Here is a 22,359-nt window from a genome sequence, read left to right on the forward strand (position 1 = left end):
CGTCTGGTGCGTGTGGAAGTGGAGGACGTCATGTCAGGAAGCCGTCCCGTCGGACGCCGAACGTTGCTGGCCGCCGGAGCCGCCGGCGCGGCGCTGCTGGTCCTGCCCGACGCCGCAGGGCGGGCCGACGCCGCGGGACGGCCCGCGGACGGGAGCGAGCCGGTGTATGTCTATGTCAGCTCCTACGGCTTCGGCGCGAGCGGCCCGGACGCGGTCGGGCTCTCCGTCTTCCGGCTCGATCCGAAGGCCGGCGCGCTGACCCCCGTGCAGCAGGTGAGCAGTTCCTATCCGTCGTGGACAACGCTCGATCCGGCCGGGCGCTTCCTGTACGCCTGCTATTCACTCAGGGACGAAACGGGACCGGTCGGCAGTGTCGCCGCCTATGCGATCGACCCGCGCACCGGCACCCTGACCTTGGTGAATCAGGTGTCGCTGGGGTCCAGCGGGCCTTCCCAGACGGCGGTTTCGCCGGACGGACGACACCTGGTGGTCGCCAACTACTACTACGCCCAGTACGTCGTCCTGCCCATCGGCGAGGACGGAAGGCTCGGCCCCGTGAGCGGCGTGCTGACGAACACCGGCAGCGGCCCGCACCAGCGCCAGGACGCGCCGCATCCGCACGCCGTCGTCTTCGATCCGAATCGCCGGTTCATCGGCGCGGCCGACCTGGGCAACGACAAGGTGCAGATCCTCCGTCTCGTCGGCGGCGGGCTGGAACTGGTCAGCGAGGTGTCCGTCACGCCCGGCATGGGTCCTCGGCACGTCGCGTTCTCGCACGACAGCAGGACGCTCTACGCGAACGGCGAACTCGACGGAACCATCACGGCCTTCGCCTATGACGCCGGGACCGGCACGATCGGCAGGCTGCTCCAGACCGTGTCGACCGAGCCGGCGGGCTACACCGGCGCTTCCAGCGGGGCCGAGATCGCCGTGCATCCGTCGGGCCGATTCCTCTACGCGTCGAACCGGGGCTCGCAGACCGTGGCCGGCTACCGGATCGACCGTACGACCGGCAAGCTGTCCCTGGTCGACTTCGCCACGCAGGGCGTGAACGGTCCGACCAACTTCGCCATCGATCCGAGTGGCCGGTGGCTCTACGTCAACAGCAACCGCGGAAACAGCATTGTCCAGTTCGACCTCGATGCCGAAACCGGCGAGCTGACGCCCAGTGGCCGGGCGACGTCTTTGTCCGGCCCCAACGTGATGGTGTTCCGCCCGTCCGATTGCCGCTGACCTCGGTGGTCGGCGCGACCGGCAGTACGGGTCGCGACCGCGCCCCAAGTGGTAACGGGAACTCCAACTTTGTGACCGCCGTTATCCCTTGGCAATGCGCCGCACTACTCGGAAAGTAGGGCTTTTGTCGCCGACCGTCTTACGCGCCGCCTGCTTCAGCCTGGCATTCATCATGGCTGCGGGATGCACCGCGACCCAGCACCCCCAGACCCTGCCCATCTCGAACGACAACGGCGACTTCCCGGCGGAAGCCGACCCGGTCGAGGACGAGGAAGCGCCGCCGGCTCGGGCGGAGATCTGCGTCAGGAAGGTCACCCTGGTCAGGACGGAAGACCAACCCTGCGACGACGACCAGAAAGGCTACGGCTGGTACTACGTCTCCGTGACGTCGAAGGTCCCGGCCATCGGGAACAAGGCGAAGTCCGGTTCGTTCGCGAGGCCCGCCGCCGTCACCTACCGCGCCACCAAGAAGGGCGGAAAGGGAGACCGGGTGCTGATCGAGGACGAGCGCGATCGCATCGAGATCTGCGTACGCGAACGCACCCGCGTCAGGGTCACCGACGACCACTGTGACGACTCGGAAAAGGGCTACCGGCCGTACTATTTCCTGTTCAGTCAGCGGATCCCCGCCGTAGGCGAGAAAGCCGCGGACGGTTCCTTCTACACCACGTATCTCGCCGAGTCCTTCAAGGCCCGGCGGAGCGGCGGCAAGGGCACCCGGAGCGTGATACGTCCCCGCCCCGACGACGATCACTTCATGGATGACGATCACTCCATGGATACGGACGACTCCACCGATTTCAACAGCAACCGGAGTCGGAACACCACTGGCAAAACCGGGACAGGTCGCGGCGGCAGGCGCTGAGCCCGTTCGGGTGACGCCTGGCGAAGAGAGCGAGCGTAGGCCCCGGAGTCGGGATCCACCCGGCACAGCGCGGTACGGGATCTGGGATATAAACGTCCTGCCTCTCCGATCGCCAGCCCTTGAGAAATGAGTGCCGATGCTTACCGGGTTCTTACGTGACCAGTACTTCACGACGGCGTGGTTCGGGCTGATGGCCTTCGTGTGGTTCGGCTGGGCACAGGAGAGCCCGCCCCGGCGCTGGCGGGTCTGGCTGGGTGTGGGGTCGGTCCTGGGTGTCGCTCTCGCCGTGGCCTTCGGGGTGTTGACCGCCGCGAACTGGGGCGAGCCGAGCGCGTTGGAGGGGAAGTACGCCTGGTTCGGCGTCCTGGTCGCGGTAGAGGTCATCGCCGCGGGAGCCGGGTGCCTCGTGTTGGCCAGGCGCGGGGCGTCCTCCTGGATGGCGTGGTGGGTCGCGCTCGTCGTGGCGGCGCATTTCCTGCCCCTGGCGCTGCTGCTGAACGACATCGGGGTGGCGGTCGTCGGCGTCGTTCAACTGGTCGCGCTCGGCGCGGTGGTAGGCCGCCTGCGCGGCACCCCCGCACCGAGCAGCCAGTTGGCCGGACCGATCATGGGGGCGACCCTGTTGCTGAGCGCCGCTGTCAGTGCGGCGATCGCGGCACCGGGACTGTGAGGTCTTCGTTCGGTGACGCATGGGCGGTGTGCTTGTCAAGACGCTGAAGTTGTTGCTGAATCGCCCTGGTATGGCCTCCTTGAGTGTTCTTGTCACGCTCCAATGCTCACGTTTGGATCGAGGGTGATCATCGGCGTACGCCGTCCTCCACGCGAAGGAGTCGTGACCTTGACCCTGCTGGCCTACACCCTCATGACCGACCCCACTCCCCTGGAAGCGTCAGCGGCCGGACGGTCGCCGTCCACGGGGACGGTGTACCTGGTCGTCACCAATACCGGGCAGCGGGCGGCGTTCTGGCACTCGATCCGGGTACAGGTGCCGATCGGCGACGGCGCCGGCCACCTCACCCCGGACTTCACGAAGATCAAACCCAAGGGGGAGTACGGCGCCAGGTCCGGCGCCCAGTCGCCGGTGAACGTCCAACCGCAGGGCACCGACGCCTTCCAAGCCACCGCCCAGGGCGGCGGCAGAACCCGCCTCGACCCCGGCGACCACATCGTGGTGACGCTGGAGGACGTCACCGTGGCCGCGGCCGCAGGGGTGGCCGTGCTGCGGGTGACCGAGAACAGCAGCAGCGCCCAGACCGGGCCTCTGAGCAACCGGTACGCGGCGGTGCCGTTGATGAAGACCGCTTCGAAGGAGATTCCTGCGCCGCGCGACTTCCGCCCGGACGACGCCATGGTGAACGCCGGATCCAACGTCGTGCTGCGCTGGGAAGGGTCCGACGACTTCGACTACAAGATCCTGTTCCCGGGCGGGCAGGCGACCGTCCCCCAGGGCGTGCGCTCCTGGTCACCGGCCGCCGCCGACGCCCCGAAGCGGGCCACGGCGTACACGCTGGTCGCCACCTCCCGCACCACGCCCAAGCAGGAACACTTCCTCACCACGACCGTCGAGGTACGTGATCTCGTCCTGGACACCCTCATCGTCACCACCGGCATCTACACCCCTTGGGTCCAGGGGACGGCGAGCGCGACCGGAGGGCGGGCCACCTTCACCGGCGCCGGCGTGCAGATCTCCGCCAACTCCGGCGCACTGGGGAGCGTGACGGCCGACAAGGCCGAGTTCAGCGGCGTGAGAACCGAATGGGTGCAGGGCAGGAGCAGCGACGACGGATGGATCAGCTTCCCCAAGGAGGGGCTGAACGTGCGCAGGGGAAGCGGGCAGGACTGGGGAACCGTGTTCGCCGACAAGGCCGACCTCAACGGCGTGAACACCCGATGGGTGCAGGGCAGAACTTCCTCCGACGGATGGATCAGCTTCCCCACGAGCGGGCTGCAGGTCTCGCGAGGCGGAACGGACACTCCCACTCAGGGCTACGTGTACGCCGACTCCATCTGCGCGAAGGAGGCCCCCTACGGGCAGGGCGGCGGGTGGATCAACCTCCACGACGAGGGGATGACCGTGTACCTGGCGAAGAACGGGAGTAACAATCTCGGGAGCGTGACGGCCGCCAGCTTCAACAGGTGAACGAGTGGTGGGGCGCGGGCTTGCCGGTCGCCCCACCCATCACGTACCCGCACCGGCTGGTCGGGCGGGGTCAGCCGATCGAGCGGGCGATGCCCAGTGCCGCGGTCCGTACGGCGGGGGCGAGCCGGTCGAGGGCCGTACGCGAGTGCGCCACGATGCCGAGCGCGGCGCGGACCGTGCCGTCCAGCCCGAGGATCGGGGCCGCGACGGACACCGCCCCCAAGGTCATCTCCTCGTGGGAGTAGGCGAGCCCGGTCTTGCGGACCTCGGCCAGGGCGGCCGTGAGCCGGCCGGGCTGGGTGATGGTGTACGGGGTCAGCCGGGCCAGCCCCTCCTCGGCCAGGGAGGCGAGCAGCTCTTCCCCCGAGAAGGCCAGAATCGCCTTTCCGACCCCGGTCGCGTGCAGGGGGAGGCGACCGCCGATGTGGGTCCGCGTGGGAACGGCCTTGTTACTGGAGATCTTCTCGATGCACAGGGCCTGACCGCCTTCGGGGACCGTGAGCTGGATGTTCTCCTGGGTCGCCTGGAACAGGTCGTGCATGTGCGGAAGGGCCGCCTCCCGCAGGCCACGCTGCTGCGGGGCGAGGGAGCCGATCGTCCACAGCCGCATCCCGATGCGGTAGCGGCCGTCGTCGAGGCGTTCCAGCCCACCCCAGCCGTGCAGCTCGCCGATGAGCCGGCGCGCGGTCGAGACGGGCAGGCCGCTTCGCCTGGCCACCTCGGTGAGCGACAGCGCGGGATGGGCCACGTCGAAGCAGCCGAGGACGGCGAGCAGCCGCTGTGAGACGCTCTGACCTGGGGTGTTCGTACGGCCTGCCACCTGCTCACCTTCGTCGTGCCAGGTCGCAGCTTAACGAGCGTTGCCACTGGACGGCAACGAACTCTGGCGTCCGGGAGTGTTCACGCCGCAGTATCACGGTGCGGAACAAGGAGGATGCCAGAGTGACGACAAACCGCGAGGACAGGCTGGCGCTGCGTGAGCTGGTCGAGAACTGGGCGCTGTGGCGCGACGCCGGCGACTGGGAGCGCTTCGCCACGGTATGGGACCCCGCCGAGGGCTGGATGACGGCGACGTGGTTTCAGGGCCCGGCGGCGGAGTTCATCGCGGTGAGCAGGGCCGGATTCGACAGGGGAGTGAGCATTCTGCACTTCTTGGGCGGTCACACCGCGGACGTCGTCGGTGACCGTGCCGTCACCCAGACGAAGATGACGATCAACCAGCGCGCGGTCGTCGACGGTGTCGAGGTCGACGTGGTCTGCACCGGCCGCTTCTACGACTTCTGCCGGCGGGTCGACGGTCAGTGGAAGATCGTGCGCCGGCAGCCGATCTACGAGAAGGACCGCCTCGATCCGGTCGACCCGTCCGCCCGGCCGAAGCTCGACCCCGTGCTGCTGGAGCGCTTCCCCGCCGGTTATCGCCACCTCGGCTACGTGCAGACCAAGGCCGGTTTCACGGTCAAGACCGGTCTGCCCGGTCTGACCGGCGAGACGGTACGCCGCCTCTACGACGAGGGCGCGAACTGGCTGGCCGGCTCGGCCACCCCGGGAGACTCGCACCGGGCGGGAAGCTGACGTGCCCGCGCCCATCCTGACCTGCAGCGCCAACACGCTGCGCTTCGCCGACCTGCGTACCAGGGTGTCCGCGGCGGCCGCGGCCGGCTTCACCGGCATCGGCCTGCGCGTGGCCGACTACCTCGAAGCGGGCCTGCCGGACGCGGACCTCCGCGACCTGCTCGACCGGCACCACCTGCGCGTACTCGAGCTGGAGCACACGTGGGACTGGGCCGCAGGCGAGGACCCGGTGGAGGAGGCGGTGTTCCGGTTCGCCGACCGGATCGGGGTCAGGCAGCTCAATGTCGTGATGTTCGCGGCGCACCCGCTGCCGGATCTCGTACGGCCGTTCGCGGCGCTGTGCGACAGGGCCGCGGAGCACGGTGTGCTGGTCGGCCTGGAGTTCCTCCCCTACAGCCACGTCCGGACGCTCGGTCAGGCATGGGAGGTCGTCGCCGCCGCGGACCGGCCCAACGCCGGGATCATCATCGACCTCTGGCACTGGTTCCGCTCCGGCGCCGGGCCCGAGGACCTCGCCGCCGTCCCCGCGTCCGCGATCACGTCTCTGCAGTTGTGCGACGTGCTCGCCGACACCGGGCCCGACCTCGCCGACGAGGCCCGGCACCGGCGGCTGCTCCCCGGGCAGGGCGCGGGGGACACGCCCGGGGTGCTGCGCGCCCTGCGTGAGCGCGGCGTCACGGTGCCGGTGTCGGTCGAGATCTTCTCCGACGACCTCGACGCGCGCCCCGCCGAGGTCGCGGCCCGGCTGGCGTACGACGCGGGCGCCGCGACCCTCGAACGTACGGGGTTCACCGCCCCGTCCTGGACGACCGATCCTGAGGAGGCCCGATGACCACGGACGGCAGTGGTCCCCGGCGCGGCGGCTTCTCGGAGGACGGCTCGGCCGAGATCGTCCTGGAGAGCTTCGCCCACACCCCCGACCCCCGGCTGAAGCGGCTCATGACGAGTTTCGTCGAGCACCTGCACGCGTTCGTCAAGGACGTCGAGCCCACCGAGGAGGAGTGGGAGCAGGCCATCGGCTTCCTCACCGAGGTCGGGCACAAGTGCGACGACACCAGGCAGGAGTTCGTCCTGCTGTCCGACGTGCTCGGGGTGTCGGCGCTGGTCGACGCGATCAACCATCGCAACCCCGCCGCGGCCACGGACTCCACGGTCCTCGGCCCGTTCCACCTGGTCGAGTCCCCGCCACGCGAGCTGGGCGCGGACATCTCCCTCGACCGCAACGGCGAACCCTGCGTGTTCGCCGGGCAGGTGCGCTCCTTCGACGGGACGCCGCTGCCCGGAGCGCGGGTGGACGTGTGGCAGGCCAACGGGGCCGGCTTCTACGATGTCCAGCAACCCGGCGTGCAGCCCGAGCGCAACCTCCGGGGGCTGTTCGCCGCCGACGATCACGGACGCTTCTGGCTGCGGACCGTCGTCCCCCGCCACTACCCGATCCCGGACGACGGCCCGGTCGGCCGGCTGCTCGACGCCACCGGGCGGCACCCCAACAGACCTGCCCATATCCACGTCATCGCCGAAGCCGACGGCCACACGTCGCTCACCACCCACGTCTTCGTCGAGGGCAGCCCCTACCTCGACTCCGACGCCGTGTTCGGGGTGAAGCGGTCGTTGATCCGGCCGGTCACGGTCATCGACGACCCGCTCCGCGCCGACCACTACGACGTCCCCAACCCGTTCAAGCTCATCGAGTTCGACGTCGTCCTGGCCCCCGTCACCGGGCGGGCGTGAGCATGAGGCACGACTTCGTCCACGAGAGCCGTCCCTGCCGGGTCGTCTTCGCCGTGGGGGCGAGGTCACGGCTGCGCGAGGAGGTCGAGCGCCTCGGTCTGCACCGGCTGATCGTGGTGTGCACCCCCGGGCAGGCGGCCCTGGCCACAGAGCTGACCTCGCCATTCGGCGAGAGGGTCGCGGAACTGCATCCGCACGCCGCGATGCACGTCCCGGCCGCGGTAGCCTCGAAGGCCGTCGCGCGAAGCCGGGAGATCGCCGCCGACGGCTGCCTCGCCATCGGCGGCGGCTCCGCGATCGGCCTGGCCAAGGCCGTCGCCAAGGCCACCAGCCTGCCGATCGTGGCCCTGCCCACGACGTACGCCGGCTCGGAGATGACGCCCATCTGGGGCCTGACCGACGCCGGCCGCAAGACCACCGGCCGGGATCCGCGAGTGCTACCCGCCACCGTGGTCTACGACCCCCAGTTGACCGTGACGCTCCCGTCCCTGCTCTCGGTCACCAGCGGCATGAACGCCCTCGCGCACGCGGCGGAAGCGCTCTACGCGCCCGACGGCTCTCCGATCACCGCGCTCGTCGCGGCGGAGTCCGCGCGGGCCATCGCGGGCGCGCTTCCCCGCGTGGTCGCCGGCCCCCGTGACATCGAGGCCCGCTCGGACGCGCTCTACGGAGCCTGGCTGGCGGGCAGCGCCCTGGGGGCGACCACGATGTCGCTGCACCACAAGCTCTGCCACATTCTCGGCGGCACGTTCGGCCTCCCCCACGCCGAGACCCACACCGCCGTGCTCCCGCACGTCCTCGCCGTCAACCTGCCCGCCGCCCCGCGGGCGCGGGCCGCGCTGGAAACCGCGCTGGGCGCCGGCGATCCGGCGACGCGGCTGTTCCACCTCGCCAGCGACCTCGGCGCCGAAATGTCGCTCAGGAGGCTGGGCATGCCGGAGGACGGCTTGGCAGCCGTCATCGAGCAGGCGCTCGCCGCGCCCTTCGCCAACCCCGCGCCCATCACGGAAGCCGGGCTCCGCCGCCTCCTCGGCGACGCCCTCACCGGCGCCGCGCCCACCGCCCGTCCGCTTGCGTAGTGCCTGAGCCGGGGCCGGTCGGGCCCCGGCTCGGGCCGCCTCACAGGAACATCGGGAGCTGGGCGCCCGCGCACACGTGCAGCACCTCGCCGGTGATGCGGGCCGCCTGGTCCGAGGCGAGGAAGGCGACCGCGTTCGCCACGTCCTCGGGGCGGACGAGTTCGCGCATCGGCGTGGCCGCCCGCACCCGTTCCGCGTACTCGTCCAGCATCCGCTCGTCGCCGCGCTGCCGGGAGAACTTGGTACGGATGAAGCTGGGGGCCACGGCGTTCACCCGCACGCCGATCGGGGCGAGTTCCATGGCCAGCGACCTGGTGAGGCCGACCAGCCCCGCCTTGGAGGCGGCGTAGCCGGGATGGCCGCCGCCGAGCCAGGTGCGCGAGCCGATGTTGACCATGGAACCGGACCCCTGGGCGCGCCACAGGGGGAGGGCCGCCTGGGCGAGCAGGGCGGGGCCGCGCAGATTGACGTCCTGGGTGCGGTCCCACGACCCCGGATCCACGTCGGCCAGGGGCTGCGGCGGCTCGATGCCGGCGGCGCAGACCAGCGCGTCGATCCGGGCGAACTCGGCGCCGGCGTCCGCCACGAAGGACCGGATGGCCCCGGGGTCGGCGACGTCGAGGAGACGGGCGTGGGTGCGGGGGAGACGGCCGGCGACGTGCCGGGCGGCGGGCTCGTCGACGTCCGCCAGCACGACCGTCCAGCCGTCCGCCGACATGCGGGCGGCCACCGCGGCGCCGACGTCCCCGCCGCCACCGGTGACCACGGCGACGCGCGCCGGGGTTGCCGCCGTGCTCATCGCAGCGGGGACCAGGACGTGGGCCGCAGCACGACGCCGGTGTGGGCCAGCTCGATCTCCGCGCTCCGCTCGCGCCAGGCGGCCAGCTCGGGGAAGTCGCCGGGGGCGGACTGCGTACGGGCGAGCGTGCGCACGTCGGGGAAGGACCACAGCACGATGGCCTCGCCGCCGTTGCGGAAGGCCACTTCGTAGCCGCCCAGCACGCCGAACCCGTAGCGGCCGTCGAGCGCCTGCTTCACCTCGCCCAGCAGGCGGAGGTACTCCGGCGCGCCGCCCGGACGCAGGCGCACGGTCTCGTGCAGGACCACAGGGGCCCGGGTCTGCGACGCCACGATCTCGTCCAGCGTGGGGGAGTAGTCCGCGCCGATCAGCACGCGGTCCGATCCGCCGGAGCGCTCGCCGTACCAGCGCTCCAGCGGCTGGTGGAACAGCTCGGGGTGGGTGTCGAAGTGGGCGGCGAAGCCGTCCCAGCCGCCGGGCATCTGCCAGAAGCCGATGATCTGCGGCCAGTCGCCGGTCAGGAAGACCGGCGCCCAGTTGGCCACGCACCGGCCTCCCGCCGACCCCTCGGCGTTTCCGCGCGTGGTGACGATCTCGCCTAGCTCGTCCAGATAACGGGTGTGCGCCCCCGGGGCGCGCACCGGGTCGATGATCTCGTGCAGGTAGAGGTGCGGCATGTTTCCTCAGTTCGTGATGGGGGCGCCGGCCAGGATCGGACGGCAGACGGCGGCGAGCGCGAGCAGGAGGCGGTCCTCGCCGGGCGGGGCGGTGAGCGTCACGCCGACGGGCAGGCCGTCGCTCGTGCCCGCGGGCAGCGACACGCAGGGCGTGCCGGCGAGGCAGAACGGGTAGGTGTCGCGGACCAGAGCGCTCGTAGCGGCCTCGGCCGGTGCGCCCAGCGGCGGTGCGGTGATCGGGGTGGTGGGCGTGAGCAGCACGTCGACCTCGGTGAACGCCCGGGAGACTTCGGCCCGCCAGGTCTCGCGGAACGCGCGGGCACGTTCCAGGTCCGCGGGCCCGTACGGATGGGCGCGCCGGGCCTCGACGGCGGGGGCGTAGGCCGTGGCCTGGTCGAGCAGGCGGGCGTACACGTCGGCGACCTCGACCGCGTAGATGACGCGCGCGTTCGCGATCGCGGGACCGGCGGAGGGCAGGTCGGTGGCCCGCACCAGCGCCCCCGCGCCGGCCAGGGCGCGTACGGCCGCGTCGAGGCGGGCCAGCACGCCGGCGTCGGCCTCGGCGAAGTGCCCGCCAGGCACCCCGACCCGCAGACCCGCGACCTCGGGCGCCGGCGCGGGGGAGCCGGTCTCGAAAGCGGCGTCGAGCACGCGCGCCAACGCGGCGATCTCCCGGGGCTCGCGGGCGAGGATCCCCACCGTGTCCAGGGACGGGCTCAGCGGCACCACCCCGTCCATCCCGATGCGGCCCGGGGTCGGCCGGTAGCCGCAGACGCCGGTCAGGGCGGCCGGGATCAGCACCGAGCCACCGGTGTCCGTGCCGAGCGCGGTCGTGGCCATACCGGCGGCGACCGCGGCCGCGGAGCCGCCGCTCGACCCGCCCGCCGTGCGGTCCGTGGCCACCGGGTTGCGCGCGTCGCCGTAGTGGGCGTTGACCGTCACGGCCGAGGAGGCGAACTCCGGCAGGTTGGTCTTGCCGACGATCGTGGCGCCCGCGCGCCGCAGCCGCGCCACCGCCTCGGCGTCGCGCGTGGCCGGGGCGCGCTCGGACGCGGGCCGCCCCAGCGTGGTCACCTGGCCGCCGACGTCGATGTTGTCCTTCACCGCGACGGTCATGCCGTCCAGCGGTCCTGAGCCGGCCGCGTCCGCCACGAACACCTGGGTGAAGGCGTGCAGCGCGCCGTCGAGCGCGGCGATCCGGTCCAGGGACCGGCGCACCAGTTCGTCGCGCATCAGCGGCCCGCCTCGACGTAGCCGAAGCGGTGCCGCGGCGCCAGCGCCTCGTATCTCGGCCACTCCAGGTCGATGCCGATCGTGCCGGTGAGCAGCGCCTGGAACTCGCCGAGCAGCGACTCGTCCGCGCGTACCTGGGAGGGCCGCTTTCCGCGCGCGGCGCAGAAGCCGGCCAGTGCCCCGGCCGCCTCGCCGGTCGTCCATTCGCCCGGATGCACCCGGTAGGCCCCGCTGGTCAGGTGGGTGGCGCCGATGTTCTTGGCCGCGGGCAGCACGTTCTTCAGCCGCACAGGGATCAGGCTGCCCAGGGGGATCTGGAACGGCCAGGTGTCGATGTCGATCGTGTCGCGTCCCGCCGTCGAGGGGTGCACGTCGATCCGGTACGCCGCGATGCCTACGCTGTCGGGGAAACGCTCCGCCCCTTCGAGGTCGCCGCGCGCCTCGACCCCGATGTGCTGCTCCAGCAGCGTGAACTCGGCCCGGATCCGGCGGCTCTCGCGGACGTAGGGCATCTTGGCCAGCCCGTCAGGTGTGCCGGTCAGGTCGCCGCGGGGGCGCAGCTCCGGGTAGCCCACGCCGCCGTCGGGGCGGGGCGCCTCGGTCTGCATCCAGTACAGGAAGGACAGCGAGAGCTGGCGGGCCTCGCGCAGGGCCAGCGCGCGCGTCTCGTCGTCCACACCCAGCAGGGGCAGTCTCCAGTAGTCCATCATCGGCCAGGCCGCCGCGGTCACGTCGGCCCAGCCGGAGCCGAGGTGGCCCGCGTCGAGCACCCGTCTGGCGTGCCAGAGGTCGTAGCGGATCCCGCCGGTGGAGGGGTGCTCGGCGAACAGCGGCCGTTGGCGGGGCCGGTGGGTGACGTGGTCGCTGACCACCCAGCTCAGCAGCGGTCCTGGCCAGACGGCCGGCCGGTGCTCCCGCCACGTCTCGTACTGCTCGGGCCGCTCGATGGTGTTGTCGGTGCCCGGGTGCAGGCTGAGCAGCATCGCCCAGGTGATCGCCTGCTGGTCGAAGGGGTCGGCCGGGCCGGGCAGCGCGTGCGGCTCGCCGGTCTCCGCGGCGCTCTCCGCGCCGAAGACGTGCTCGGCCCCGGCGAGTTCCAGCAGGTCGCCGAGGTCGGTGGCGTCCAGGAAGTACGACCCGGTCAGCTCCGTCTCCTCCCCCCGCGGGCCGCGGACGGCCACCGCCCGCACCTCGTCGCCCACGACGGCCGCCTGGACCACGTGGTGCTCGCGCAGCACGGTGATCAGGCCCCGGCTGAGCCACGGCGCGATCAGCTCCTCCAGCACCAGCCGCGCGACCTGGGGCTCGTGGCTGAGCGGGCCGATGTTGCCCGAGCCCGGGTTGAGGTGCGCGGCGGCCCGCGCGCGGGCGCTGAGGGGATAGTTGCGCCGGTAGAAGGCGCGTACCCGGTCGCGGAACTCCCGGTAGGAGCGGGTGCACCCGATCGACTCGATCCAGGGATGCTCGTCGGGGGGAATGCACTGGCTGGACACCTGGCCGCCGAGCCAGTCGCTTTCGCTCACCAGCACGCTGCGCAGGCCGAGCCGGGCCGCGGCCAGGGCGGCGGCGATCCCGCCGAGGCCGCCGCCGATGACGACCAGGTCGAAGTGCCGGGCTCGGGTCACGGGGACGCTCCTTCTGAGCTGTTGCGGGTGGGTCGTTCGTCGAGGAAGGCGCGCAGCGCCGCGAGCACCCGTCCGGGCTGCTCCTCGGGCAGGAAGTGTTTGCAGTCGGGGATGGCCGCCGTGGTGACGCGCTCGGCGTACCGGGACCAGCTCCCGGCGACGTCGGCGCCTCCCAGGCCGCCCTGCTCCCCCCACAGCACGAGGAGCGGCTGGGTGAGACGCCGCCCGGCCTGGAAGTCCTCCTCGTCGGCGGCCAGATCCTCGTGGAAGCCGGCGCGGTAGTCCTCCAGCGAGGCGCGCAGGACCCGCGGGTCGCTGAACGCCGCGACGTACTCGGCCACGGCCTCCTCCTCGATGGGGTGCAGCGCCTGCCGCTCGAAGAAGAACCTCAGGTACGTCTCGACATCGCCGCCGATCAGCAGTTCCGGCAGCTCGGGCTGGAGGTGGAAGAACCAGTGCCACAGGAACGCCGCCGAGTCCTTGTCGACCGAGCGCATGACCTCCCGCGTGGGCAGGACGTCCAGCAGGGCCAGACGGCCGATCTCGTCCGGCCGGTCGAGGGCCCAGCGGTGCGCCACTCGCGCGCCCCGGTCGTGCCCCACCACGTCGGCGCGGTCGAAGCCCAGCTCGGCGAGCAGGCGCGACAGGTCGGCGGCGGCGGCGCGCTTGTCACGGCCGGGGCCCCTCGCCTCGGAGCGGCCGTATCCGCGCAGGTCGGGGGCCACGACGGTGTAGCGTTCCGCCAGCGGTTCCATCAGGTGCCGCCAGCAGTGGCCGGTCTGGGGCCAGCCGTGCAGGAGCACCAGCAGCCGGTCGCCGGAGCCGCAGCGGCGGTAGTGGGTGGGGCCGCGGAAGTGGGAGGTGACGGTCACGGATGTCCTCTCCGGACCCGTCGCCTACCCGTCAGGCGAGGCCGTTCTCCTGGCCGCGCGAACCGGGACGCAGGTCCGCTTCGATCTGTTCCGCCGCCCGCCTGGTAGCGGGCAGCAGGTCGCGCATGGTCTCGACGCTGCCGCGGCCTGACGGCATCGACAGGTTGAGCGCGGCCACCACCCGGCCGGAGGCGTCGTGGATCGGCACCGCGACCGAGCACGAGCCGTCGTCGATCTCGCGATCGATGATCGCCCAGCCCTGGGCGCGGACCTCCTCGACGATCTCGCGAAGCTCGCCGGGGTCGGTGACGGTGCGGTCGGTGATCGGCTCGGGCCGCACCGAGGCGAAATAATCGTCGAGCCATTCGCGTGGCTGCCCGGCCAGCAGCACCCGTCCCATCGAGGTCGGGTAGGCCGGGAACCGGCTCCCGACCAGGATCGGGATGGCCATGAGGCGCTTGGTGGGCACGCGGGCCACGAACACCACCTCGCGACCGTCGAGCACGCCGAGCGAGCAGGTCTCGTGGACCTCCCCGACCAGCCGTTCCATGTGCGGCAGCGCCATGTCGGGCAGGCTCAGGCTGGACAGGTAGGCGTAGCCGAGCTCCAGCACGCGCGGCCGCAGTGAGAACAGGCGGCCGTCGGTCATCATGTAGCCGAGGTCGACCAGCGTGAGCAGGAAGCGCCGCGTCGCCGCACGGTCCAGCCCGGTGATCTTCGCGACCTCGGTGGAGGTGAGCTTGGGCCTGGTGTGGTCGAAAGCGCTGATCACGGCGAGACCGCGTTCGAGCGACTGCACGAAGTAGGGCGGGCGTCCCGCCGGCTCGCTCTCGCCGCCCTGGTCGGCCCTGCCCGCGCGGGTCCCCACCACCGCTGTTCTTCCCCCTGTCCGGTGTCCGATGAGCTGGTGCCGCGTGCGTCCCGTCCGTGGGGAGTGCCGCGGCGCCCTCAGGATACGCCGCGCGGCGGGAGACCGGTTCAGCCATGGGGGGCTGCTTCGCGGATCGCGCGGGCCAGCAGCGCGGCCAGTTCGTCCGGGCGGGTGAGCGTCGGTGAGTGGCCGGAGTCGATCTCGTAGCGTTGTCCGGCGCGCGCGGCCATCGCGCGTTGCGCCGCGGGAGAGATCGCCCGATCTTTCGCGGTCACGATGTACGCGGAAGGCGCCTCGGTCCACGCCGCGCGGGTGACGGGAGAGCCGACGGCGGCGACGTGCTCGGGGGTGAGCCGGGCGATCGCCGCCTCGGCCGGCCCGGCCGGGCAGTCGTCGTAGAACAGGTGGCGCGCCGCGACGGGGGAGACGTGCAGGTAGTCGCCCTCGCGGTGCGGGCCGAGCGCGGGGTCGGCGGGGGGCGGCGTCGCCGCGTTGGCATCGACGCACGACTCCCCGGGGCGGAGCAGGAACGCCGCCAGGTAGATCAGCACGACCGCGTCCGCCGGCGCGGCCTCGGTGATGACGGCTCCGCCGTAGGAATGGCCGCACAGTGCCACGGGACCGGGCAGCCGGGCCACCTCCTCCCGCAGGTACGCGGCGTGCCCCGCCAGGTCGTGCCCGCCGGAGGTGCGGCCGACGCCGGGCAGATCCACCACGTGGGCCGGGACTCCGTGGGCGGCGAGCGCGGGAAGGACGGGGTCCCACGACCAGCCGCCGTGCCACGCCCCGTGCACCAGCACCAGCGTCGGCGGCGATCCGCCGTCGCCGGCCGTTGTGGGTGTCTCCGCCATGCGAACTCCCCTCGTCTAAGTATCCGGGCGCGCTCTCTGGGAGCCGCCGAGCTGGGACGTTACCATAGTGCACACTTGTGCGCTATGCGCGCAAGTTCGCCCAGGGGATTGCGTGGCGCTGCACATGGTGATTACCATGCGCACAAGCGTGCGCATCGTGCACATCTCATAGAGGCGAATTCTCGCCCGCACTCGGCAGGCCACTGTCGGCCGCCGACCCTTCACCGTCCTTCTGCCCACCCGTCGCCCGGGGCCGGTCGCACCGACCATCCGGGGCTCCCGTGACACCCCCATACCTGGAGACGACCCTGTGAACCTCGAACCCGACATCGCCGCGCCGGTGACCGCGAAGGCCCCGGCGTGACCGCCTTCCTCGCCCGCAGGCTGCTGCTCGCCGTGCCGACCGTGTTCGGCGTGTGCCTGGTCGTCTTCGTCACCACCAAGCTCGTCCCCGGCGACCCGCTGGCCAGCCTGCTCGGCCCGCTCGCCACTCCGGCCGCGCGAGCCGAACTGAGCGCCAGGCTCGGCCTGGACGAGCCGCTTCCCGTGCAGTTCGGCACCTGGCTGTGGAACGTCGCCCAAGGGCAGCTCGGCACCTCCATCCAGCTCCAGCGCGACGTGCTCGACCTGGTGTGGGGCGCCTTCGGCAACACCGTGCTGCTCGCCGCCGCCGGGGCCCTGATCGCGTTCGGGGGTGGGCTGGCGCTCGGCGTGACCGGCGCCTTCGCGTCCCGGCGCCTGCCGCGCTGGCTGGCCTCCGGGCTGTCCTTCCTCGCGATGTCGGTGCCGCAGTACTCGATCGCGCTGCTGCTCGTCGTCCTGCTGGCCGTTGAGTACCCCGTACTCCCCGCGGGCGGCATGCGCGACCCCATCGCCGGGGGAGGGGCGGGCGACGTGCTGCTGCACCTGATCCTCCCGGCCACCGCCGTGGCGATGATCCCGATGGGGGTGATCGCCCGCATGCTGTCCGCCGTGCTCGCCGACGTGCTGGCCGGCGAGCACATCGACGCCCTGCGGGCCCGCGGGCTCGGCCGCGTCTCCATCGCCCTGCACGCGCTGCACAACGCGCTGCCCTCGCTGCTCACCATCGCCGGCCTGCAGATCGCCTATCTGCTGGGCGGGGTCGTCTTCGTGGAGACGATCTTCTCCTGGCCGGGCCTGGGCCAGGCGCTCTACAACGCCATCGCCGCCAGGGACCTGCCGCTCATCCAGGGCGGGGTGCTGGTCATCGCGGTCTCGTTCGTCCTGATCAATCTCGTGGTCGACGGCGCGCACGCCCTGATCGACCCCCGCGTACGGAGGTAGCCCATGGCGGCACCGCCCGAATCCCCACCAGCCACGGAACGGCCGCGAGGCCGTCCGCGGCGACGGCCGCCCGCGGCGCTGACCGCCGGTACGCTGGCCGTCCTCGCCCTCGCGCTGACCGCGGCTCTCGCTCCGCTGCTGCCGCTGCCCGACCCCGCGCTGGGCGACCTGGCCGACCGGCTGCTGTCCCCGGGAAGTCCCGGCCATCCGTTCGGCACCGACGGGCAGGGCCGCGACGTGCTCAGCAGGCTGGTGTGGGGCACGCAGGCATCGCTGCTCGCGGGCGTCGTCCCGGTGGCCGTCGCCGGCGTGCTCGGCACCCTGCTCGGCGTCGTCGCGGGACTGGGCGCGCGAGTCGTGGAGAACGCGGTGATGCGCGTGCTGGACGTGCTCTTCGCCTTCCCCTCGGTGCTGCTGGCCATCGCCATCGCCGCCTCCCTGGGCGCCGGACTGGTCAGCATGATGGCCGCCCTGGCGGTCATCCTCGTGCCGGCGGTCGCCCGGGTCGTCGTCACCGAGGTCTCCCGGCTGCGCGAGCTGGACTTCATGCAGGCCGCGCGGGCCGGCGGCGCCGGATGGCCGTTCATCGCCCGCTGGCACGTGCTGCCGAACATCCTGCCCGCGGTCAGCGTCTACTGCTCGGCGCTCGTCGGGCTGTGCGTCGTGATCGGCGCGGGCCTGTCCTTCCTCGGGCTCGGAGTGGCGCCGCCGCAAGCCGAATGGGGGGCCATGGTGGACGACCTGCGCCAGTACGTGTTCACCGCGCCGCTGCTCGCCCTGCTCCCGGCCGCGGCGATCTTCCTCGCCTCGGTCTCGTTCAACGTGCTCGGCGAGGGACTGCGCCGGCACTTCGACGTGAAGTCGAGGTACACGACGTGAGCCCGCTGCTGGAGATAGAGGACCTCACCGTCGCCTTCACCGCGGGTGAACGCACGGCGCACGCGGTGCGCGGCGTCACCTTCTCTGCCGACACCGGCCGTACCACCGTGGTGCTGGGCGAGTCGGGCAGCGGCAAGTCCGTCACCGCCCGCGCGGTGCTCGGACTGCTCGGCCGCAACGCCAGGGTCGGCGGCGACGTGCGGCTCGGCGGCGAATCGCTGCTCGGCCTGGACGAGCGCGCCATGTCGGCCCGGCGCGGGCGCGACATCGGGCTCGTCCCCCAGGACCCCGGCGGCTCGCTCGACCCGCTGCGTAGGATCGGCGGGCAGATCGCCGAGGTGCTGCGTGCGCATCGGGTGCGGAACACCAGGGCCGCCAGGCGGGAGCTGGCCCTGGAACTGCTCAGCCAGGCGGGCGTGCCGGAGCCGGGACGCGTCGCCCGCTCCTATCCGCACGAGTTGTCCGGCGGGCTGCGGCAGCGGGTCGCGATCGCCGCCGCCGTGGCGTGCGGCCCCCGGATCCTGATCGCCGACGAGCCCACCACCGCGCTGGACATGACCGTGCAGGCCCAGATCCTGGCCCTGTTCCAGCGGCTCCAGCGCGAGCTGGGCATGGCGCTGCTGCTGGTGACCCACGACGTGGGCGTGGCCAGGCTCATGGCGTCCACCGTTGTGGTCATGTACGCCGGGCGCGTGGTGGAGGAGGGGCCCGCCGCGCGCGTGCTGGACCGGCCCGCCCACCCGTACACCGCCGCGCTGCTCGCCGCCCAGCCGCGTCCCGGCATCCCGCGCGGCGAACTGGCCGGGCTTCCCGGCCTGCCGCCCTCCGCCACCGCGGAGATCGAGGGCCGCTGCGCGCTGGTGCCCCGCTGCCCGTACGCCGTCGACGCCTGCTCGGCCGAGCCGCCACTGCTCGCGCCGGTGGCCGCGGGCGGCTCCGCGGCCTGCCCCGTGCCCTGGTCAGGCCCGGTCGCCGTGCCGGGAGCCGGGGCGAGAACGCGATGACCGAGAAAGGGAGGACCGAGATGACGACACCTCCGCAACCGACACCTCCGCGATCGTCGCCCCCGCGATCGTCGCCTTCGCAACCGCCGTCGTCCGCGTTGTTGTCGGCCACCGGCCTGTGCAAGCGCTACCCCAACGGCGTCGCCGCCGTGGACGACGTCAGCCTGTACCTGCGCAAAGGCGAGATCCTCGGCCTGGTCGGGGAGTCCGGCAGCGGCAAGTCCACCACCGCCAAGATGATCCTGCGCCTGCTGCGTCCCGACGCGGGGCAGGTGATCTTCGCCGGACGCGACCTGGCCACGGTCGGGGGCGCGGAGCTGCGCGCGCTGCGGGCCAGGCTTCAGCTCGTCCCGCAGTCTCCCCAGACCTCGCTGAACCCGCGGCTGACCATCGGCCAGGCGATCGCGTTCAACCTTCGCGCGCACGGCTGCCCCCGTGGGGCCGTCCGCGCGCGGGTCGCCGCCCTGCTCGACCGCGTGGGCGTGCCGCCGGGCGACGCCGGCCGTTACCCCCACGAGATGTCCGGCGGCCAGGTGCAGCGGGTGGCGCTGGCCCGCGCCCTCGCCACCGACCCCGAGCTGATCGTCTGCGACGAGGCCGTCTCGGCCCTCGACAAGAGCATCCAGGCCCAGGTGCTCAACCTGCTGGCCGCGCTCCAGCGCGACACCGGTGTCGCCGTCCTGTTCATCTCCCACGACCTCGCGGTCGTCGAGCACATCGCCGACCGCGTGGCCGTGATGCGCCACGGGCGGGTGGTCGAGGAGGGGGATGTCCACCAGGTGTGGACCACCCCGAACGACCCCTACACCCGCGAGCTGCTGTCCTCCATTCCCCCGCTCGGCTGACCGCGACCCACCCCCAGGAGACATCGTGTCGCCCAACCACCCGTCCTTCACCCGCCTTCTCCCCACCCGCTCCCTGCTCGCGGTGGCGTTCGGCGCCGTACTGGCCACGGCGGCCTGCGGCTCCGGAGCCCCCGCCGCCGCGCCCGGCTCCTCCGGCGGCACCCTCGTCATCGGCATGACCGCCGCCGACATCCCCGGCACCGACACGGTGCTGTCGTTCACCCAGGGCTTCGAGGGTGAGAGGTTCGTCAACTTCCAGCTCTATGACGGGCTCACCCGCTACGACCTGAGGCAGTCGGCCAAGACGCCCGAGGTCGTGCCCGGCCTGGCCACCTCGTGGGAGACCAGCGAGGACAGCCTGACCTGGACCTTCCACCTGAGGCAGGGCGTGAAGTTCGCCGACGGCACCCCGTTCGACGCCGACGCCGTCGTGTTCGCCTTCGACCGGCTGCTGAACAAGGACAGCCCCTTCTACTACCCGGCCGCCGCCGGCGCCGCGGACCTGTGGACCGGGCAGATCAAGTCGTACGAGAAGGTGGACGACGCCACGGTCCGTATCACCACGCGGCAGCCGAGCGGTCACCTGCTCACCGATCTGACCTTCCTCACCTTCCCCAGCCCGACCGCGGTCAAGAAGCACGGCAACCTGGGCTTCGCCCAGAATCCGGTCGGCACCGGCCCGTTCGTGTTCGAATCGCTCCAGCCGGGCCAGCAACTCGTGCTCCGCCCGAACAAGAACTACTGGGGCGGCCCGCCCAAGCTGGACAAGCTGGTGCTGCGCCCGATGCCGGACGCCTCCGCCCGCACGGCCGCGCTGCGCTCGGGTGAGGTCAACTGGATCGAGTACCCCAACCCGGACGACATCCCGTCGCTGGAGGAGTCGGGCTACTCCCTGCACACCGGCGCGTACGACCATCTCTGGTACTGCACGTTCGACCAGGCCAAGAAGCCCTGGAACGACGTCCGGGTACGTCAGGCGGCGAACTACGCCATCGACCGCGAGGCGATCGCGCGCGACCTGCTCAAGGGCACCGCCACGCCCGCGTACCAGCACGCCCCCGCCTCGACGGAGGCGTACGACCAGGCCAACGACCTGTACTCCCACGACCCGGCGAAGGCCCGGGAGCTGCTCGCCGAGGCCGGCGTCGGCGGCGGGTTCACCACCACGCTCGCGGTGCCGACCGGCGGCTCGGGCAACCTGATCCCCGTGCCCATCGCCACCGCCATCCAGTCCCAGCTCGCCAAGGTCGGCATCACCGTGAACATCCAGAAGGTGGAGTGGTCGACGCTGCTCGCGGACCTGAACGCGGGCAAGCCCGCCGCCGGAGCCGACATGCAGTGCGCGTCCACCGTCACCTACCAGGCCGAGGCGCTGGTCCGGGCCTACTGGGCCAAGGACACGCCCGTCTACACCGGCAACTGGTACTCGAAGGACGTGGACGCCCTCACCGCCGAGGCCGAGCGCACCCTCGACCAGGCCAAGCGCGCGACGCTGTTCCAGCAGGCGGAGAAGGTCGTCAGCGAGGAGGCCCCTTACCTCTTCGTGCTCAGCGACCGCAACCCGAGGATGCTCGCCGCGGGCGTCAGCGGGCTGATCCAGCCCATGTCCTGGTTCGTGGACCTCACCACCGTGAACGTCGCCAACTGATAAGGGTGATCCGGTCATGAGCCTCGAAACCGTACGCTGGGCGGTCAACCTGCCCCTGCCCGGCCTGTCCCTGCGCGAGCACCGACGAATCGTGGCGGACCTGCCCGACCTGGGTTACCACGACGTGTGGACCGGGGAGGGCGGCGGCCTGGACGCGTTCACCCCGCTGGCTGCCGCCGCGGCCTGGCAGCCGCGGCTGGGCCTGGGGACCGGGGTGGTCCCGGTCCTCACCCGGGGACCCGGCGTCCTGGCCCAGACCGCCGTGGCGCTCGCCGACCTGGCCGGCGCAGAAGGGGTCGGCGCAGACGGGGCCGGCGGGGAAGGGCGGGTCATGCTGGGCATCGGCACCTCGGTCCCCACGCACGTGTCGGCGCTCAACGGGGTGCCGTTCGACCGGCCGGTCGCCCGCCTGCGGGACACGCTGCGGTTCCTGACCCGTGCGCTGCGCGGCGACCCCGTCGACACCGAGTACGAGACCTTCGCCGTACGCGGTTTCCAGATTCCCGCCACCGGCGTCAAGGTCGTGCTCGGCGCGCTGCGGCCACGCATGGTGCGCCTGGCGCTGGAGGAGGGCGACGGTTTCGTCACCAACCTCCTGACGGCCGCGGACCTGTCGCGGGTCCTGGCCGAGGCCGGGCCGGTCCGGGAGGGCAAGGAGGTCGTGGCGAAGGTCTTCGTCTGTCCCACCCGCGACCTCGCCTACGCCCGCCGAGCCGGGCGGGCCTTCCTGGGCTGGATCCTGAACCAGCCTCCCTACCGGGCCTTCCACGACTGGCTCGGCCGCGGCGATGTGCTGGCGCGGTCGCGGGAGCTGTTCGACGCGGGTGACAGGCGGTTGGCAGGTCTGGCGTTGCCGGACGACCTGGTCGACGCCCTGTGGTTGAGCGGTCCCGCGCCGGAGCTGCGCGCGAGGATCGCGGAGTTCGCGCGGGAGGGGGTGACCTCCGTCCTGATCTACGTGGCCCCCACGCCGGAGCTGCTGTCCGGCCGCGACACTCTCGCCTCGGTGCTGGCCGAGCTGCGGCCGGCCCCGCGTACGGAACTCACCTGACGACAGGGCGGCGGGTGCGGCCCAAGCGGCTCCGCCCTTCGACGATGGCCACCCCTGCCGCCGGCATGGACGAAGCCAT

The 22,359-nt window shown here is 72.2% G+C and carries 22 protein-coding genes; 14 read left to right on the forward strand and 8 right to left on the reverse strand.

Features of this window, described 5'->3' with window-relative positions; genetic code table 11:
- Positions 1 to 63: 63 nt before the first annotated feature.
- From ACZ6S0_RS23770 to ACZ6S0_RS23785, 4 genes are all read left to right on the forward strand, one after another.
- Entirely contained in the window at positions 64 to 1,233 is a 1,170-nt protein-coding gene (locus ACZ6S0_RS23770; RefSeq protein WP_465921427.1) for a lactonase family protein, read from the forward strand.
- A 124-nt stretch (positions 1,234 to 1,357) separates the two neighbouring features.
- On the forward strand, positions 1,358 to 2,098 hold the full coding sequence (locus ACZ6S0_RS23775; protein ID WP_465921429.1) for a hypothetical protein: 741 nt from the start codon (positions 1,358 to 1,360) through the stop codon (positions 2,096 to 2,098).
- A gap of 136 nt (positions 2,099 to 2,234) precedes the next feature.
- Positions 2,235 to 2,768 carry a hypothetical protein gene (locus ACZ6S0_RS23780; RefSeq protein WP_465921433.1) on the forward strand — a complete coding sequence of 178 codons (534 nt, stop codon included), beginning with the start codon at positions 2,235 to 2,237 and terminating at the stop codon, positions 2,766 to 2,768.
- Positions 2,769 to 2,930: 162 nt separating this feature from the next.
- Entirely contained in the window at positions 2,931 to 4,238 is a 1,308-nt protein-coding gene (locus ACZ6S0_RS23785) for a hypothetical protein (RefSeq protein ID WP_465921436.1), read from the forward strand.
- A 70-nt stretch (positions 4,239 to 4,308) separates the two neighbouring features.
- Here ACZ6S0_RS23785 and ACZ6S0_RS23790 read toward each other — a convergent pair whose 3' ends face one another.
- Positions 4,309 to 5,058 (reverse strand): IclR family transcriptional regulator, encoded by a 750-nt coding sequence (locus tag ACZ6S0_RS23790; RefSeq protein WP_465921438.1) that lies wholly within the window; start codon positions 5,056 to 5,058, stop codon positions 4,309 to 4,311.
- Positions 5,059 to 5,180: 122 nt separating this feature from the next.
- On the opposite strand from ACZ6S0_RS23790, the gene ACZ6S0_RS23795 reads away from it, so the two are divergent.
- The 4 genes from ACZ6S0_RS23795 to ACZ6S0_RS23810 are packed head-to-tail and all read left to right on the forward strand — an operon-like array spanning position 5,181 to position 8,620.
- Positions 5,181 to 5,810, forward strand: coding sequence for a nuclear transport factor 2 family protein (locus ACZ6S0_RS23795; RefSeq protein ID WP_465921441.1), 630 nt, complete (start codon positions 5,181 to 5,183; stop codon positions 5,808 to 5,810).
- A gap of 1 nt (position 5,811) precedes the next feature.
- Positions 5,812 to 6,642: a sugar phosphate isomerase/epimerase family protein gene (locus ACZ6S0_RS23800; protein WP_465921444.1), complete on the forward strand. Its 831-nt coding sequence runs from the start codon at positions 5,812 to 5,814 to the stop codon at positions 6,640 to 6,642.
- Positions 6,639 to 7,541, forward strand: a complete 903-nt coding sequence (locus ACZ6S0_RS23805) for a dioxygenase family protein (RefSeq protein WP_465921446.1) — start codon at positions 6,639 to 6,641, stop codon at positions 7,539 to 7,541. The genes ACZ6S0_RS23800 and ACZ6S0_RS23805 overlap by 4 nt, the downstream gene beginning before the upstream one ends.
- A gap of 2 nt (positions 7,542 to 7,543) precedes the next feature.
- Positions 7,544 to 8,620 (forward strand): maleylacetate reductase, encoded by a 1,077-nt coding sequence (locus tag ACZ6S0_RS23810; RefSeq protein ID WP_465921753.1) that lies wholly within the window; start codon positions 7,544 to 7,546, stop codon positions 8,618 to 8,620.
- 40 nt (positions 8,621 to 8,660) lie between these two features.
- Here ACZ6S0_RS23810 and ACZ6S0_RS23815 read toward each other — a convergent pair whose 3' ends face one another.
- From ACZ6S0_RS23815 to ACZ6S0_RS23845, 7 genes are all read right to left on the reverse strand, one after another.
- A complete protein-coding gene (locus ACZ6S0_RS23815) occupies positions 8,661 to 9,419 on the reverse strand; it encodes an SDR family NAD(P)-dependent oxidoreductase (protein ID WP_465921449.1) in 759 nt (252 codons plus the stop codon).
- Entirely contained in the window at positions 9,416 to 10,096 is a 681-nt protein-coding gene (locus ACZ6S0_RS23820) for a hypothetical protein (protein ID WP_465921452.1), read from the reverse strand. Before ACZ6S0_RS23820 ends, ACZ6S0_RS23815 begins: the two co-directional genes overlap by 4 nt.
- 6 nt (positions 10,097 to 10,102) lie before the next feature.
- Positions 10,103 to 11,329, reverse strand: coding sequence for an amidase (locus ACZ6S0_RS23825; RefSeq protein WP_465921455.1), 1,227 nt, complete (start codon positions 11,327 to 11,329; stop codon positions 10,103 to 10,105).
- On the reverse strand, positions 11,329 to 12,954 hold the full coding sequence (locus ACZ6S0_RS23830; protein ID WP_465921457.1) for an FAD-dependent oxidoreductase: 1,626 nt from the start codon (positions 12,952 to 12,954) through the stop codon (positions 11,329 to 11,331). The genes ACZ6S0_RS23825 and ACZ6S0_RS23830 overlap by 1 nt, the downstream gene beginning before the upstream one ends.
- Positions 12,951 to 13,826 (reverse strand): alpha/beta fold hydrolase, encoded by an 876-nt coding sequence (locus ACZ6S0_RS23835; RefSeq protein ID WP_465921460.1) that lies wholly within the window; start codon positions 13,824 to 13,826, stop codon positions 12,951 to 12,953. The genes ACZ6S0_RS23830 and ACZ6S0_RS23835 overlap by 4 nt, the downstream gene beginning before the upstream one ends.
- Before the next feature lie 31 nt (positions 13,827 to 13,857).
- A complete protein-coding gene (locus ACZ6S0_RS23840; protein WP_465921464.1) occupies positions 13,858 to 14,697 on the reverse strand; it encodes an IclR family transcriptional regulator domain-containing protein in 840 nt (279 codons plus the stop codon).
- A 107-nt stretch (positions 14,698 to 14,804) separates the two neighbouring features.
- Positions 14,805 to 15,548, reverse strand: coding sequence for an alpha/beta fold hydrolase (locus ACZ6S0_RS23845; RefSeq protein ID WP_465921466.1), 744 nt, complete (start codon positions 15,546 to 15,548; stop codon positions 14,805 to 14,807).
- A gap of 360 nt (positions 15,549 to 15,908) precedes the next feature.
- Here ACZ6S0_RS23845 and ACZ6S0_RS23850 point away from each other — a divergent pair, with 360 nt between their 5' ends.
- The 6 genes from ACZ6S0_RS23850 (at position 15,909) to ACZ6S0_RS23875 (ending at position 22,280) form a co-directional block, all read left to right on the forward strand.
- The gene (locus ACZ6S0_RS23850) at positions 15,909 to 16,853 is read left to right on the forward strand and encodes an ABC transporter permease (protein WP_465921468.1); all 945 of its coding nucleotides are present in this window, start codon (positions 15,909 to 15,911) and stop codon (positions 16,851 to 16,853) included.
- A 3-nt stretch (positions 16,854 to 16,856) separates the two neighbouring features.
- Positions 16,857 to 17,732, forward strand: coding sequence for an ABC transporter permease (locus ACZ6S0_RS23855; RefSeq protein WP_465921471.1), 876 nt, complete (start codon positions 16,857 to 16,859; stop codon positions 17,730 to 17,732).
- On the forward strand, positions 17,729 to 18,736 hold the full coding sequence (locus ACZ6S0_RS23860; protein WP_465921472.1) for an ABC transporter ATP-binding protein: 1,008 nt from the start codon (positions 17,729 to 17,731) through the stop codon (positions 18,734 to 18,736). Before ACZ6S0_RS23855 ends, ACZ6S0_RS23860 begins: the two co-directional genes overlap by 4 nt.
- 98 nt (positions 18,737 to 18,834) lie before the next feature.
- The gene (locus tag ACZ6S0_RS23865) at positions 18,835 to 19,581 is read left to right on the forward strand and encodes an ATP-binding cassette domain-containing protein (RefSeq protein ID WP_465921475.1); all 747 of its coding nucleotides are present in this window, start codon (positions 18,835 to 18,837) and stop codon (positions 19,579 to 19,581) included.
- 25 nt (positions 19,582 to 19,606) lie between these two features.
- Complete coding sequence (locus ACZ6S0_RS23870; protein ID WP_465921477.1) at positions 19,607 to 21,229, forward strand: ABC transporter substrate-binding protein; 1,623 nt, start codon at positions 19,607 to 19,609, stop codon at positions 21,227 to 21,229.
- A gap of 16 nt (positions 21,230 to 21,245) precedes the next feature.
- Positions 21,246 to 22,280 (forward strand): LLM class F420-dependent oxidoreductase, encoded by a 1,035-nt coding sequence (locus ACZ6S0_RS23875; protein ID WP_465921480.1) that lies wholly within the window; start codon positions 21,246 to 21,248, stop codon positions 22,278 to 22,280.
- Positions 22,281 to 22,359 lie beyond the last annotated feature (79 nt).

Source organism: Nonomuraea sp. NPDC051298, assembly GCF_055586305.1.

What these genes read in the sequence shown, in the direction of transcription:
- ACZ6S0_RS23805 (WP_465921446.1), top strand. Translation starts at nt 6,639, where the DNA reads ATGACCACGGACGGCAGTGGTCCCCGGCGCGGCGGCTTCTCGGAGGAC.
- ACZ6S0_RS23825 (WP_465921455.1), bottom strand. Translation starts at nt 11,329, where the DNA reads ATGCGCGACGAACTGGTGCGCCGGTCCCTGGACCGGATCGCCGCGCTC.
- ACZ6S0_RS23845 (WP_465921466.1), bottom strand. Translation starts at nt 15,548, where the DNA reads ATGGCGGAGACACCCACAACGGCCGGCGACGGCGGATCGCCGCCGACG.
- ACZ6S0_RS23875 (WP_465921480.1), top strand. Translation starts at nt 21,246, where the DNA reads ATGAGCCTCGAAACCGTACGCTGGGCGGTCAACCTGCCCCTGCCCGGC.
- ACZ6S0_RS23820 (WP_465921452.1), bottom strand. Translation starts at nt 10,096, where the DNA reads ATGCCGCACCTCTACCTGCACGAGATCATCGACCCGGTGCGCGCCCCG.
- ACZ6S0_RS23810 (WP_465921753.1), top strand. Translation starts at nt 7,544, where the DNA reads ATGAGGCACGACTTCGTCCACGAGAGCCGTCCCTGCCGGGTCGTCTTC.
- ACZ6S0_RS23815 (WP_465921449.1), bottom strand. Translation starts at nt 9,419, where the DNA reads ATGAGCACGGCGGCAACCCCGGCGCGCGTCGCCGTGGTCACCGGTGGC.
- ACZ6S0_RS23855 (WP_465921471.1), top strand. Translation starts at nt 16,857, where the DNA reads ATGGCGGCACCGCCCGAATCCCCACCAGCCACGGAACGGCCGCGAGGC.
- ACZ6S0_RS23780 (WP_465921433.1), top strand. Translation starts at nt 2,235, where the DNA reads ATGCTTACCGGGTTCTTACGTGACCAGTACTTCACGACGGCGTGGTTC.